The sequence below is a fragment of the Testudinibacter sp. TW-1 genome, assembly GCF_050613185.1.
GTDB lineage: Bacteria > Pseudomonadota > Gammaproteobacteria > Enterobacterales > Pasteurellaceae > Chelonobacter.
The window spans coordinates 987082-1001221 of the sequence record NZ_CP192511.1; the positions used below are offsets into that span (position 1 = coordinate 987082).

Consider the following 14140-nt stretch of genomic DNA (forward strand, 5'->3'; position numbering starts at 1 on the left):
ACAACAAAGAGAGGCTATCTTATGAAAATTGCATTTGATGTTGATGTGTTGGCGAAACAAATGGGAATCAGTGATATGGTTCACCAAGTTGCGGATTGGGGCTATAAATATATTGAGCAATCGCCACACCCGAGAATCAATCCGTTTTATAAACATCCGTTGTTTTCCAAAGAATGCGAACAAGAATACCGCACCGCACTTCAGCGGACCGGTGTGGAAATCTCGTCATTTATCGTGGTTTACCGCTGGTCGGGCCCGACGGAAGAGCAGCGCCGGCATGCCGTTGCAAATTGGAAACGTATGATCGAAATTGCCGACAGTATGAATGTGAGGGTGATCAACACCGAATTATCCGGCGATCCGCACCAGCCTGAAATCTGTAACGGTATGTTATTCCGCTCATTGGATGAATTAATGCCGCTGTTTGAAAAATATGGTATCCGTTGCGAGATTCAGTCGCACCCTTATGACTTTTGCGAATTCAATAATGAAACGGTTGATATGGTGAAATCCTACCGTTCCGAGCACCTTAAATATGTTTATTCCGCACCGCACGGCTTCTTTTATGACAAAGGAAAAGGCGATGTGCGTGCCATGTTGGAATATGCCGGTACGGATTTATCACATATTTTATTCGCCGATACGCATAACCATACCATTGATTGCCGTTACATCATGAATCCGCCGGGTTGTTGTTCCACCATTCACCAGCACTTACCGCTTGGAGAGGGGGAAGTTGATTTCGACGGTATTTTTGAAAGCCTGAGAAAAATGAATTTTGCCGACCGCACTTTTGCCGTCGGCGGCGAATCGATTGCTTGCGTTTCTATGTTCGGTTTTCCGGAAAAAATGGCGGTGGAGGCGCCTAAAGCCAGAGAACGACTGGAAAAAGAATTATTAACCTCATGATTAATCATGCAATGGCATTATCAAATCGACTTAAAACCTGTTTAAGGAGTTTCATATGAGAAAGATCAACCAACTTGTTTTACTGTTATCTGCCGGATTGGCACTGAATGCGTTTGCAAAAAACGAAGTGGTCGCTTTCAGCTCTCCCAGCCTGTATAGCCCGTTTCAAATAAAAATGAGTCAAGCCGCTGCCGAAGCCGGTAAAGCGCTTGATCTGAAAGTGCAAGTGCTGGACGGGCAAGACAGTTCGACCAAACAAACATCGGATGTTGATAATTCTATCACCAAAGGCGCCAAAGCCATTTTGATCGCGCCGAATGATGTGAATGCGATTGCGGCGGCAGTGGAAGATGCGATCAATGCCGGCGTCGTCGTCGCGACGGTCGATCGCAAAGTGATCAGCGAAAAAAATATTCCGCATTTCGGTGCCAATAACTACTTGGGCGGACAAAAAATCGCACAAGAGTTAAAAGCGAAATTTCCGGACGGGGCAAATATTATTTTATTAACCGGGCAGCCGGGTTCAACCTCGAATATTGAACGGACACAAGGGATTCGTGATGAACTGAAATCATATGGCACGCAATACAAAATCATTGTCGACCAAAGCGGTAATTGGTTGCGTTCCGAAGGGCTACGTATTATCGAAAGCGTGCTGCCGACCTTGAAGCAAAAACCCGACGTGATTCTGTCCGCCAATGACGATATGGCGATGGGGGCGATCGAGGCATTGAGAGCGCTGGGCTATAAAGCCGGTGACATTATGGTTACCGGTTTTGACGCCGGGCCGGAAGCCTTGTCCCGTATTCAAGATGATTGGCTCTATGTGACCGCCGACCAACGCCCGAGCTATGCCGTCAGCACCGCGTTAAGCCAAATTGCGGATAACTTGCGTGAGGGGAAAGCAATAGAAGGGCTGGATTTTGCGCCGTTGATCATTAAGAAAGAGAATGTTAGAGAAGCAGAACGTATCACCGAATTAAAAGATTAAAGTATATATCTTAACCGGCACCGCACTTATGAGGAGATGAAAAGTGCGGTGCCGAGTGATAACACTACTTGCGCATACGGCGGATCAAAATCGTCGCACAACCGAATCCAAGTAAACTGAAAGCGGACATAATATAAAAAACATTATTGTAGCCGGTAATGCCGGGATAATTATCAAGCATATAGCCGTATAGCGTATAACCGAACATTGACGGCATATAACCGATTAAACAACCTAATGCCATCGAAGAACCGGCATATTCCCTTGGCACGCCAATCTCTTCCATCGGAGCAAAAAACACCGCTCTTTGCGTAAAAATAATCGCACCGAAGCCTAATGTTGCCGTCATACCGAGATAAACACTCATCGATTCGTGCGGTAATTGAATAAAAAGGATCATACTGACAAAAGCCACGATAAATGCAGTTTGTAAATATCTTAACGGCGAGCGGAATACTTTATCCGATAAAAAGCCGCCGACCGGCCCGCCAATCATTTTTAAACCGTATTGATTGATGATACCGTACGCGCCGACTAATGCGACCGGCAAACCGTAAATATCTTTTAAGAACGGGATAAAATAAGTCAGACCGGTATAGGACGAGTACACAAAGAAAATGACAAATGCGGCCAACCAAGTATTGATATCTTTAATCACATAAAGAATACCGCTGAAAACTTTCGCATTGGCTGATTTGTCTCTCGCGGTGACTTTAATGTGATCTTCGTCGCCGACCAAGAAATAAGTTACTACGCCGACAAGTGCGGTTATTAATGCATAGTAGAGAATACCCGCTTGCATGCCGGCTTTGCCTTCACCGAACAAGACAAAGATACCCAGTGCGCCGAAAGCGACAATCACATCGACAATGCCGCGTCCGGCTTCTAAAAAGCCGAATAATCTGCCCTGTTCCTCTTTTGTGCCGAGTAAGCGTACCGCTTTGAGCAGCACCGGCCAATAGACCACTTCTCCGAAAAAAGCCAGTCCGGCAAACGCAAAAACGTAACCGGTAAACGAAGGAAGGGTGGATAAGTAAAGTCCGCAAGCGGCAACCCCCAACAGCCCTGCCGGTAGCAAATATTTTTTCGAAAAACGATCGGCGAGATACATTGAGAAAAAATAGCCGAGTGTTTGTACAATGGCATAAAACGTGAAACCTAAGCCGATTTCGGTATTGCTCAGCCCCCAATCTTGTTGCATCGGCACATAAAAAACATCTTTGATACTGGATAGTTTATAAATAGTACCGCCGCCGAGCACCAAAAAACCCAATTGCACCCATTTGTTCGTAAATAATCCTGTTGTTCTGTCCATAATTACACTCCTCCGAGATAGGCGACCGCTTCTATTTCGACGAGTGCGTCTTTAGGCAAACGCGAAACCTCAATACAGGAGCGGGCAGGATACGCATTCCCAAAGTAATCCGAATAGATCCGATTAAACGAATTAAACTGCTCAAGGTCTGTCAAAAAACAGGTTGTTTTCACAATATCTTTTTTACAACCGCCGGCTGCCGTTAAAATAGCCTCCAGATTTTTTAGCGCTTGACGGGTCTGTTCTTCGATAGCACCGACAACCATGTTGCCGGTGTCGGCCGCAATCGGTATGCAACCCGAGATATAAAGCCAGTCCTTAACCCTGACGGCTTGTACATAAGGTCCGATCGCCGGTGGCGCAAGTGCGGTATGGATAATCTGTTTCATTATTTCTCCTTAACAATATTTTTGTTTTAAGTGATGTAGGGCATCAATTGAGATTTTCAGCCCGTCCAATTGTGCTTGTGTAAGAATCGCCAGCGCTTGTGCAGAAATCTGATGGGGATAATAGTAATCTAACGGTTTGATTAAACTCTCTGCGAAAGGAGGCGGTTTGATTTGAAAAGCGCCGCTAAAAGTATCCACGCCTCCCGTACCTTTCGGGCGTGCAAAACGGGCGCAATAGGGATAGCAATTTTCGATATTGATATGTGTAACCGGCGAATCCTCCAGTAAAATTTTAAAGCATTGATCAATATCAATGTTTCCCTGACCGATAGGCACACCGCACACAACGGGAGTATCATCATGCATCACCACGATATGATCTTTAAAATGGGTGGAATAGGTATAAGGCGCCAGTGTTTTCACCGCTTCGACCGGATCTTCCCACGCCATCATGGAATTACCGATGTCGCAATGTGCGCCGACCCATTGACTGTTTACCGCTTCGATAATGTGGATAATTTCTTGTGATGTTTCGTGTTCGTGATTTTCCAATGCCAATTTAATGCGGTATTTCTGGAGCAACGGTACGATCGCTTTCAATTGGGCCGGGGCTTTTGCCATGCGTTCCGGATTAAACTTGCCTCTGCTGACATAGGTTCGCACTACGTCGGCGCCCAGCTCATTGGCAATTTTCAATGCCGGCGTTAAACTTTCCGTATCACAAAACCGGGTGTCTATTTCGCAATAAAGATTATATTTTTCAATCGTTTCCCTTACACGGTGCAAATAGGTTTTTTGATCACCGTCGAGCACGCCGAATTGCGGGTGGAGATTCAAGTCAGGAATAATATTCAATTCGACGCCGCTCAACCCCAGTTCCCATGTTTTTTGAATAAAAGAAAATACGTCCATTTGCCGATGTTGAAAAAGAAGATGGCAAGACTCTGTTTCCAATCCGAATTTCATTGCTGACTCCCTATGCGCCGGAACAATTGCGTAAGTGTAAATATACGGTGTGGGTTGAAATTCCCAATAAATTGGCAATGGCTTTGGTCGCCCCCTTCAATTCGAACAGCCCTTGTTGGTAAAGCTCGGCGATAATCAGTTTATTTTTATTATTTACGCCGATAGTCGGATCATGACTGATTCTGCTGATGACTTTCTCAACCGTCTGATTAAATAAATCGTCGATATTCTCTGCAAACAGTTCCCCGTTTTTAATTTCATTGACTGCCGCCGATTGCACTTGAGCCGTATTCGTACTCAACAAAAAAGACATGAAATCGTGTAATGGGGTATCAAGGCTTAAATTGACACAGAGCAACCCGATAATGCGATCGTTTTCACCCAGTACGGCTTGAGTGATGGAACGCATTTTTTGTCCGTTTTTCGCATGGGTAAAATAGGCATCGGTTACAAATGTCTTTTCTTCCGTCATCTGTTTCAGCATATTTAAGGCCGTGCTGGTGATCGGCGCGCCCACTGCCCTATCGGTCAAATGAGAATTCACTATCTTGACTACCGAGCATTGCAAATCAGCTAACGAGTGCAATACCACTTCGCAATCATTGCCCAATAGGTTTTTTAGCATTGTCAAAACCGGTTCCTGCGAACGCAAAATCTGTTTATCAACCAGTGTTAAAGGATAGGTTAACGTTGGAAAATCCCGCGTTTGATTTAGTTTTACCATGTTATTTACTCAAATATTTTTTATTAAAAATCCGTATAATCAATTAAAATTGATTTTGTGGCTTTTTACAATCAACTTTAATTGATTGTGTGATCACGATCGAAGAATAGTTGTATAGAGACAGTGGGGATAAGCGGAAAACTATGGTGGGATTGTTAAACGGCGGTAAGAAAAAATAAAATAAGAAAAGCCGAGTGGAAGTCTTTGTCCCGATTCGGCTTTGCTAACGCTTTAGAATATTAAATTCAGAGTAACTAAACTGCCCCTCTCCGGCTTTTCGCATAAGTATCAAACGAAACCGCGAGGATAATAATTGCGCCCATGATGATCTGTTGATAGTAGGCGGAGACGTCCATCAGAACCAAGCCGTTGATCAACACGCCCATGATAATCGAGCCGAAGATGGTGCCGGTGATACGGCCATAGCCGCCCATCAAGGAAGTGCCGCCGATAACGACCGAGGCAATGACCCGTAATTCAAACGCAACCCCGGCGACCGATTCGGCACTGCCCAGACGGGCGCTCAGGATAAAACCGGCAAGTCCCGCCAATGCGCCGATGACGACATAGACACTGACCAAAGTGCGGTTGATATTCACCCCGGCGAGGCGCGCCGCTTCCGGATTGCCGCCGACGGCATAGACATAGCGCCCCCAACGGGTTTTATGCAAGGCGATATAACCTAGGATGGCGACAATCGCAAAGATCACCACCGGAACCGGTATGCCGAGCAGATCGCCGCGCCCCCACCAACGATAACCTTGATCGAAACCGGCAATCGGCGCACCGTCATTAATCACCAGTGTTAAACCGCGCCAAATCGTCATGCCGCCCAGGGTGACGATAAACGGCGGGATTTTCAGTTTGGTGACGCCCAAACCGTGTAACCAGCCGATGAACGTTCCCATTGCCAAACAGATACCTAAACCGATAAGCCAACTCATGCCGCCCCATGCGCCGGGTTCGACCGTGACGGTGTTATCACCTTTAATCACGTGGGCGGCGAAAATGGCACACACCGCCAACACCGAGCCGACGGAAAGGTCAATCCCGGCGGTTAAAATCACGAAGGTCATACCGACCGCCATAATCCCGAAAATCGAGACTTCGGTCAAAATATTAAAAATGTTGCGCTCGGATAAAAACGCACTGTTTTGGAATTGGAAAAAGATAATCAGAAAAACCAAAAATACCAACACGCCAAAACGCTCAAAAAACGCAATCGGGTCTTTTTTACCGTTTTCGTCCACAATCCCTAAATTTTTTAGCATATTCTCAAACATAATAATTTCCTTATCTTACAAGGCTGATTAATGCCGGTTTACACCGATCGCCATCATTGACATTAATTTTTCTTCGGTTGCGTCGTCGCCGTGAATTTCACCGGTCACTTTTCCTTCCGAAAGTGTGATAATACGGTCTGAAATCGCCATAATTTCCGGTAAATCGGAAGAAATTACCAACACGGCAACCCCTTTTTTGGCCATATCAAACAGCACTTGGTGCACTTCGGATTTTGCGCCGACATCAATGCCGCGCGTCGGTTCGTCAACGATTAATACTTTTGGATTTAATGACATACAGCGGGCAAGAATGATTTTTTGCTGATTTCCACCGGACAGTTTGCGCGCTTCTAACGATGAACTGGCCATTTTTATTCTGAGTGCCTGACGATATGCCTCGATCAGATCCGTTTCGCTGCTTTCATTGACAAACCATTTCATCGTCAGCAGGTTTTTCAGATTGGAAAGCGTCATGTTGGTTCGGATCGGCAGACCCAGCACCAGCCCTTCTTTTTTGCGGTCTTCCGGCACCAGCGCAATCCCCTGATCCAAAGCCTCTAGCGGCGAATTGGCATGGTACGGTGCGCCGTTGAGGGTGATTTCACCCGATTGATAGTGATCGGCACCAAACAGGCAACGGGCAATTTCCGTCCGCCCTGCACCAACCAGCCCGGCAATCCCCAACACTTCACCTTGGTGGATATCAAAACTCACATCGTGCAATGCGATACCGTGCGGATCCATTTGCGGTTTCTCTTTTTTCAGATGGCGAACGGACAGCACCACCGGTTTGTCTTTGTGTTGAGTTTCGCTTGACGGACGGCGGTTGAAAATCACATTCCGCCCCACCATCATGCGAATAATTTCATCGACATTGGTTTCGGCAACATTGCCTTCGCCGGTATAGCGACCATCTTGGAAAACCGTAAATCGGTCACAAAGGGCAAACACTTCGTTTAAACGGTGGGTCACATAGATAATGCTCACGCCGCGCGCTTTCAAATCGCGTACGATTTGGTGCAGGGTTTCCACTTCTTTATCGCTCAATGCCGCCGACGGTTCATCCATAATGATTAATTTGGCATTCAGCGTCAGCGCTCGGGCAATCTCCACCATTTGCTGTTTTGCCACACTCAACTGCGCCACTTGCGCATTCGGTGAAATATTCAGGTTCAGATTATCCAATACCATTTTAGCTTCTTGCTCGAGATTTTTGCGGTCAACAAAGATACCGTTGCGGAGCGGTTCTCGGCCGAGAAAGAAGTTTTCCGCCACCGTCATATTCGGCAGCAAATTAAATTCTTGATAAATGGTGACGATACCCTGTAATTGTCTGGCATGTGGCGTATCATTGATATCCAAGGGTTTATCATTAAAAATAATCTCGCCGCTGGTCTGCGGCTGCGCACCGGACAAGGCTTTCAGCAAGGTCGATTTGCCGGCGCCGTTTTCCCCTAACAGGGCGTGCACTTCGCCGGCGGCAACCGTTAATTGCACACCGTTTAATGCCATCACGCCGGAAAAACTTTTGCTCAGATTTTGGACTTTTAATAAAGGGACTGACATACAAACCTCACAGATTCGACCTTTATATCGTTTGCTATAAAGGTCGAAAATTGAATGTTAAATTATTTGACTTCGCCGATGCGTTCCGCCTCGTTTAAATTACTTTGGGTAATAATTGTCGGTGCGAAATCCAGTCCCTGAACCTCGCCTTCGCCGCGCGCTTTAGACACGACTTGTTCAAGTGCGGTTTTGACCGCATAGCTCGGGCGTTGATCGGCAGTGGCATATAACCAGCCTTCTTTAATGCGGGACAACGCTTCCGGACCGGCATCAAAGCCCGTCACTACGATATCGCCCGCTTTATAACCCAAACCGTGCAAGGCTTCGATTGCGCCCAATGCCATATCGTCATTGGCGGAGACAATCACATCCGGTTTTTGTTTCAAGGTCGGCAGCACGCTTTCGATAATGCGTAAGCCTTCGGAACGCAACCAGTTGCCGGTTTGATCGACCAAAATAGTATATTTTGCTTCTTTCAAACCATCACGAATGCCGTTCATGCGCTCGATATTGGAGCTTGAACCCGGTTGCCCGCTTAACAGAATGATATTTGCCCCGTCAGGGAATTTGCCTTTGACCACATTGGCGATCTCTTGTCCGCCGGTGTAGTTATTGGCACCGAAGTGCGCAATCGGCTCACTGCTTTGCACTTTACGATCCAAGGTTGCAGCCGGGATTTTTTCATCAATAATTTCTTCCACTGCGGCGGCAATCGCATTCACATCGTTCGGCGCAATAATGATGCCTTTTGCACCTTTGGTAATGGCATTTTCCAAATCGGCGGCTTGTTTGGTCGAGCTGCTTTGCCCGTCCAAAACTTGCAGGTTGACTTGTAATTCTTTCGCGGTATTCAGCGCGGATTTGGACAATTGCACTTCAAACGGGCTGGACAAGTTTGGCAAGCTGAAAACCACCAATTCGTCTTTCGCGGCGACATTAAACGCCAGACCCAGCGTTAATAAAGAAAGGGCTAATTTGCTGCTTTTTTTCATAGATTCACCTCATGATATGGTATGTGGCATCATACGATTAGAAAAAACACATTGGTAACCATCGATGCATTATTTTATTCGTTAAGAAATACGACGTGTAAATGTGATTTATTTAATATCGAATAAAAAATCAAGATATTAAAAATATGAAATGCTTGATTCATTTCGCAAAGAAGGATAGCACTATTTAGTCTATTGTTGGAAAGTTTGTTTCAGTTTTGTTAAGCAGATCATAAAAATGATCTGCTTATTTCATTTTATCTAGATTTCATTGACATCAACCCAGCGTTTGCTGTCGGCTGATTTGGCAATCGCTTCCAAAATTCGGGATACTTTATAGCCTTCTTCAAAGTCGGGCCACATCGGTTTGTCTTCGGTCAACCCGACGATCAGATCACGGATTTCAACGGTTTTTTGATCATTGAAACCGATCCCGTGCCCGGCACTGACGCAAAACGGTTTATAGTCGGGATGTAGCGGGCCGGTCAAAATGGTTTTGAAGCCTTGCCGTGCCGGATCGTCATCATGCAGATACAACTTTAATTCCGCCATCCGCTCTTGGGTGTAGCTGATCGTGCCTTTGGTGCCGGTGACGACATAAGTCAGCCCCATTTTTCTACCGCAGGCAATTCTGGAGGTTTCAATCGTCCCCATTGTGCCGCTGGCAAAACGCAGTAGCGCGCTGGCTTGGTCTTCGTTTTCCACCTCAATCAACTTGCTGCGATCTTGCGGATCCGGGCGTTGTTTAATCACGGTTTGTAAGTCACCGCTCACGCTGACAATATCCTCGCCCAACAAGTATTGCGCCATATTGATAATGTGTGCGCCAATATCACCCAGTGCCCCCAAGCCCGCCTTAGCGCGATAACAGTGCCAATCAATCGGGGTATTCGGGCTGGCAAGATAGTCTTCATTATGCGTGCCGTAAAAATGAACCACTTCGCCGATTTCCCCTTTTTGGATAATCTCTCTTGCCAACTGACTGGTCGGATTCTTCATGTAATTAAATCCGACCAGCGTTTTAATCCCCGCCTGAGTGGCGGCATCATACATCTCTTTGGCTTCAAGTGCGGTCAGTGCCAACGGCTTTTCCGAATAAACATGCTTGCCGTGTTTAATCGCTTCTAACGCAATTTCTTTATGTAAAAAATTCGGCGTGCAAATATCGACCACATCCACATTCGGATCGCGCACCACCTCACGCCAATCGCCGGTGGCGCGTTTGAAGCCGAATTCCTGCGCTTTCTGAGCAGCCAATTCCGGTGTGATTTCTGCCAAATATTCCAACGCTAATTTACCTTGTAGGTTAAATACGGTCGGCGCTTGTGCATAAGCAATCGCATGGCAGCGCCCGATATAACCCGTACCAATCAAGCCGACTCTAACGGTTTGCATAAATTCCTCCTGATTCATCTGTATTCAAAAAAGACGGATATCAAATATCCGCCTAAACGGGTTATGTTAAGCCGTGACTTACAAGGTCGGCATACTGAATGCCGCCCCTTGTTCGCGCACGTTATGGTTCGGCCAACGGCTGGTAATGGTTTTCATGCGGGTATAGAAACGCACGCCGTCAGGACCGTATACATTCAAAGCGCCGAAAATCGAAGATTTCCAACCGCCGAAGCAGTGGTAAGCAATCGGCACCGGAATCGGTACGTTAATACCAACCATGCCCGCTAACACATCTTGGCTATATTGACGCGCCGCGTCGCCATCACTGGTGAAAATCGCACTGCCGTTGCCATATTGATGATCATTAATCAATTTAATCGCACTGGCATAATCTTTCGCTCTGACCACACACAGCACCGGCCCGAAGATTTCCTCCTGATAAATACTCATCTCCGTTGTGACATGATCAAACAAACTTCCGCCGATAAAATAGCCGTTTTCATGCCCGGCGACTTGATAATTACGACCATCGACGACTAGCGTTGCACCCGCCGCAACACCTTGATCGACATAACCGGATACTTTTTCCAGATGTTGTTTGGAGATTAACGGCCCCATATCGTTTTCTTTTTGTCCTTGCGGCAACACGCCCGGACCGATACGCAACGCCTCGACTTTTGGTTTTAAACTGTTCACTAAGGCGTCAGCGACTTTGTCATCGGTGGTGACCGCAACCGATAACGCCATACAACGTTCGCCTGCCGCCCCGAATGCCGCGCCCAATAACGCATTGGCCGTCATTTCAATATCCGCATCCGGCATAATCAAGGCATGGTTTTTCGCGCCGCCCAACGCTTGCACCCGTTTCCCGTGTGCCGAACCGGTTTCATAAATATATTGCGCAATCGGGGTCGAGCCGACAAAGCTCACCGCTTGAATACGCGGATCACGCAACAGCACATCCACCGCTTCTTTATCGCCTTGCACCACGTTGAATACGCCGTCCGGCAAGCCGGCTTGTTTTAATAATTCCGCAATACGGATGGACAACGACGGATCTTTTTCCGACGGTTTCAACACAAAGGTATTGCCGCACGCCAATGCAATCGGGAACATCCACATCGGCACCATTGCCGGGAAGTTAAACGGGGTAATCCCGGCTACCACGCCTAACGGCTGCATAACGGAATGGGTATCAATGCCGCGCCCGACATTGGCGGAAAACTCGCCTTTCAACAAGTGCGGTATGCCGGTGGCAAACTCGACCACTTCCAAACCACGGGTCAATTCGCCGATCGAATCGGAATAAATTTTGCCGTGTTCACTGGTGATTAATTTTGCCAATTCGTCAAAGCTGGCTTCTAGTAATTCTTTGAATTTAAATAAAATTCTGGCTCGGCGCAGCGGAGATTGTTGCGACCATGCCGGATAGGCGGCTTGTGCGGCGGCAATTGCCGCTTCAACTTCACTCACCGTACTGAGCTTCACTTGCTTGGTTTGCTCGCCGGTTGCCGGATTAAACACAGGGGTTAAACGATCACTTTGGCTCTCAACCACATGACCGTTAATAAAATTTGGGATAAACTGGCTCATATTTTTCCTCAATCAAAAGTTGGCAATAGATAGAAATCTCACCTACACAATACCCCTACGAAACAGCTTTTTCAACCATAAAAACGCTAAAATGAAATTTTTATTTCATTTTTTGTGATCTAAGTAGAATCTTGAACAAGATCTCGTTCAGCAAAGTGCGGTTATCCGCTATACTTTTTTCAGCTAACAGACCCTAATAACAACGCGAGGTTAAGCATGAGTCGATTATTATCCAAATCTAATCCTATTGAAGACGGTTTCCGCCAACAAATCACCCCACAAAATGCCGGTTGGGAATATGTCGGTTTCGAACTGCTGCATTTGTCCGCCGGAAAAACCGTTGAAATCCATACGGAAAACACCGAGGTTTGCTTTGTGGTGGTGTCCGGTTACGCCTCTTTTGCGGTCGATGCCAAAATTTTTGAACATCTGGGCAACCGCACTTCGCCATTTGAACGCATTCCGCCCTATTCATTATATGTGCCGCACCAGAAGAGTGTGTTGGTGATCGCCGACACCGAGTTGGAATTGGCGATTTGCCGCGCGCCAAGCCAAGGCAATCTGCCGATTCGGGTGATCAAACCGGAAGAGGTCGGGGTGGAAAAACGCGGTTACGGCAATAACCAACGTTTAGTGCACAATATCCTGCCGGAAACCGAAGCTGCCGACAGTTTGCTGGTGGTGGAAGTTTTTACCGACGAAGGCAACACCAGCTCATTCCCAAGCCACAAACACGATCAAAAAAACAGCGAAAGCGAAACCTATCTGGAAGAGACCTATTACCACCGTTTCGAACCGAAACAGGGCTTCTGCCTGCAACGGGTGTATACCGATGACCGCACGTTGGACGAATGCATGGCGGTGTATGACGGCGATGTAGTCAAAGTGCCGAAAGGTTACCACCCGGTTGCGACCATTGCCGGTTATAACAATTATTACCTTAACGTGATGGCAGGACCGGTGCGCAAATGGCGTTTCACTTGGGAACAAGATCATCAGTGGATTAACAGTGAGGCGTATGCGGAGAAGTTTAAATAAGTTTTATATAGGTTCTATATAAATTCTATGAAAAAGCCTGCCGTAACACAGCGACAGGCTTATTTTCGTTTCACAGAAATTTTATTCTTTACGCTTAAACGCCAACGAAATCGCCAAGGTTTGCACTAAGGTCATGGTGGCGCATTGCGAACGGAAGCCGCTGACTTGTGCTTCTTTCACAATAAACGCCTCGTCGCTGAAGCTGATTAACGGGCTGATTTGACTGTCGGTGATGGCAATTTGTTTCACCCCGTTTTTCGCCGCCGCATTCATAATATTCAGCGTTTCTTTGGCATAAGGTGAAAAACTGATTGCTACCACGGCGTCACCGGGCTTAATCAGATTTAATTGCTCCTCAAACATCCCGCCTAAACCATCGATAATATAAGAATGGCAATTTAAATGGTGCAAGGCGTAATTCAGATAACTCGCCACGCTAAATGAGCGTTTCAAGCCGATAATAAAGATATTATTGGCTGAATCCAAAATATCCACCGCCCTTTCCAACTGCTCACGACCGGTCTGTGCACTCAGTTGCAATAAGGCTTGGTGATTTGCCTGTGCAAAGACGCTCAAAATCTCATTCGGTGCGCCTTGCGTGGCATTTTCCGGATCAAGTTGATCAAATAGTTGCGCCCGCTCACTGTAATTCACGGTTTCTTCCATCAGATTTTGACGGAATATTTGTTTCATCTCATTAAAACCGCTATAGCCGAAAGCATTGGCAAAGCGAATCAAGGTCGAAGGCGGCACATCCGCGCGTTCTGCGATCACCGCAACCGTGTCAAATACAATACTGTTCGGGTTATCAAGGATATACTTGGCAACCTGTTTTAAACGTTTACTCAGGCTGTCGTAACGCTCCCGGATCTCATTCTCTAGCTGCTCCAGCTCTAACGATTTATTCATGTTATGTTCTCAATAGTGAAATATTGTCAACATTATAAGAGCTTTTATGGTTAATGATAAGCCACCAATT

At 46.6% G+C, this 14140-nt stretch carries 13 protein-coding genes; 3 read left to right on the plus strand and 10 right to left on the minus strand.

Annotated elements, in window-relative coordinates:
- Window positions 1–21: 21 nt before the first annotated feature.
- Window positions 22–909: a sugar phosphate isomerase/epimerase family protein gene (locus ACQ31U_RS04870; protein WP_431053960.1), complete on the plus strand. Its 888-nt coding sequence runs from the start codon at window positions 22–24 to the stop codon at window positions 907–909.
- Between the two features lie 55 nt (window positions 910–964).
- On the plus strand, window positions 965–1900 hold the full coding sequence (locus tag ACQ31U_RS04875) for a substrate-binding domain-containing protein (protein WP_431053961.1): 936 nt from the start codon (window positions 965–967) through the stop codon (window positions 1898–1900).
- Between the two features lie 64 nt (window positions 1901–1964).
- Here the strand turns inward: ACQ31U_RS04875 and ACQ31U_RS04880 are convergent, their stop codons facing one another.
- From ACQ31U_RS04880 to ACQ31U_RS04920, 9 genes are all read right to left on the minus strand, one after another.
- The gene (locus ACQ31U_RS04880; protein WP_431053962.1) at window positions 1965–3215 is read right to left on the minus strand and encodes an MFS transporter; all 1251 of its coding nucleotides are present in this window, start codon (window positions 3213–3215) and stop codon (window positions 1965–1967) included.
- A 2-nt stretch (window positions 3216–3217) separates the two neighbouring features.
- Window positions 3218–3604: a RidA family protein gene (locus tag ACQ31U_RS04885; protein ID WP_431053963.1), complete on the minus strand. Its 387-nt coding sequence runs from the start codon at window positions 3602–3604 to the stop codon at window positions 3218–3220.
- A 9-nt stretch (window positions 3605–3613) separates the two neighbouring features.
- Entirely contained in the window at window positions 3614–4570 is a 957-nt protein-coding gene (locus tag ACQ31U_RS04890) for a sugar phosphate isomerase/epimerase family protein (protein ID WP_431053964.1), read from the minus strand.
- Window positions 4571–4580: 10 nt separating this feature from the next.
- Entirely contained in the window at window positions 4581–5294 is a 714-nt protein-coding gene (locus tag ACQ31U_RS04895; protein WP_431053965.1) for a helix-turn-helix transcriptional regulator, read from the minus strand.
- A gap of 254 nt (window positions 5295–5548) precedes the next feature.
- The gene (locus ACQ31U_RS04900; protein WP_431053966.1) at window positions 5549–6577 is read right to left on the minus strand and encodes an ABC transporter permease; all 1029 of its coding nucleotides are present in this window, start codon (window positions 6575–6577) and stop codon (window positions 5549–5551) included.
- Window positions 6578–6604: 27 nt separating this feature from the next.
- On the minus strand, window positions 6605–8143 hold the full coding sequence (locus ACQ31U_RS04905; RefSeq protein ID WP_431053967.1) for a sugar ABC transporter ATP-binding protein: 1539 nt from the start codon (window positions 8141–8143) through the stop codon (window positions 6605–6607).
- Between the two features lie 62 nt (window positions 8144–8205).
- Window positions 8206–9135 (minus strand): substrate-binding domain-containing protein, encoded by a 930-nt coding sequence (locus ACQ31U_RS04910; protein WP_431053968.1) that lies wholly within the window; start codon window positions 9133–9135, stop codon window positions 8206–8208.
- Between the two features lie 261 nt (window positions 9136–9396).
- Entirely contained in the window at window positions 9397–10530 is a 1134-nt protein-coding gene (locus ACQ31U_RS04915; RefSeq protein ID WP_431053969.1) for a Gfo/Idh/MocA family protein, read from the minus strand.
- 78 nt (window positions 10531–10608) lie between these two features.
- Window positions 10609–12123 carry a CoA-acylating methylmalonate-semialdehyde dehydrogenase gene (locus ACQ31U_RS04920; protein ID WP_431053970.1) on the minus strand — a complete coding sequence of 505 codons (1515 nt, stop codon included), beginning with the start codon at window positions 12121–12123 and terminating at the stop codon, window positions 10609–10611.
- Window positions 12124–12339: 216 nt separating this feature from the next.
- Here ACQ31U_RS04920 and iolB point away from each other — a divergent pair, with 216 nt between their 5' ends.
- Entirely contained in the window at window positions 12340–13161 is an 822-nt protein-coding gene (iolB, locus tag ACQ31U_RS04925) for a 5-deoxy-glucuronate isomerase (protein ID WP_431053971.1), read from the plus strand.
- An 81-nt stretch (window positions 13162–13242) separates the two neighbouring features.
- Here iolB and ACQ31U_RS04930 read toward each other — a convergent pair whose 3' ends face one another.
- On the minus strand, window positions 13243–14070 hold the full coding sequence (locus ACQ31U_RS04930; protein WP_431053972.1) for a MurR/RpiR family transcriptional regulator: 828 nt from the start codon (window positions 14068–14070) through the stop codon (window positions 13243–13245).
- Window positions 14071–14140: the final 70 nt, after the last annotated feature.

Bases quoted from the DNA above. Each gene is read 5' to 3' on its own strand.
- ACQ31U_RS04870 (WP_431053960.1), top strand. From the start codon at position 22: ATGAAAATTGCATTTGATGTTGATGTGTTGGCGAAACAAATGGGAATC.
- ACQ31U_RS04875 (WP_431053961.1), top strand. From the start codon at position 965: ATGAGAAAGATCAACCAACTTGTTTTACTGTTATCTGCCGGATTGGCA.
- ACQ31U_RS04880 (WP_431053962.1), bottom strand. From the start codon at position 3,215: ATGGACAGAACAACAGGATTATTTACGAACAAATGGGTGCAATTGGGT.
- ACQ31U_RS04885 (WP_431053963.1), bottom strand. From the start codon at position 3,604: ATGAAACAGATTATCCATACCGCACTTGCGCCACCGGCGATCGGACCT.
- ACQ31U_RS04890 (WP_431053964.1), bottom strand. From the start codon at position 4,570: ATGAAATTCGGATTGGAAACAGAGTCTTGCCATCTTCTTTTTCAACAT.
- ACQ31U_RS04895 (WP_431053965.1), bottom strand. From the start codon at position 5,294: ATGGTAAAACTAAATCAAACGCGGGATTTTCCAACGTTAACCTATCCT.
- ACQ31U_RS04900 (WP_431053966.1), bottom strand. From the start codon at position 6,577: ATGTTTGAGAATATGCTAAAAAATTTAGGGATTGTGGACGAAAACGGT.
- ACQ31U_RS04905 (WP_431053967.1), bottom strand. From the start codon at position 8,143: ATGTCAGTCCCTTTATTAAAAGTCCAAAATCTGAGCAAAAGTTTTTCC.
- ACQ31U_RS04910 (WP_431053968.1), bottom strand. From the start codon at position 9,135: ATGAAAAAAAGCAGCAAATTAGCCCTTTCTTTATTAACGCTGGGTCTG.
- ACQ31U_RS04915 (WP_431053969.1), bottom strand. From the start codon at position 10,530: ATGCAAACCGTTAGAGTCGGCTTGATTGGTACGGGTTATATCGGGCGC.
- ACQ31U_RS04920 (WP_431053970.1), bottom strand. From the start codon at position 12,123: ATGAGCCAGTTTATCCCAAATTTTATTAACGGTCATGTGGTTGAGAGC.
- iolB (WP_431053971.1), top strand. From the start codon at position 12,340: ATGAGTCGATTATTATCCAAATCTAATCCTATTGAAGACGGTTTCCGC.
- ACQ31U_RS04930 (WP_431053972.1), bottom strand. From the start codon at position 14,070: ATGAATAAATCGTTAGAGCTGGAGCAGCTAGAGAATGAGATCCGGGAG.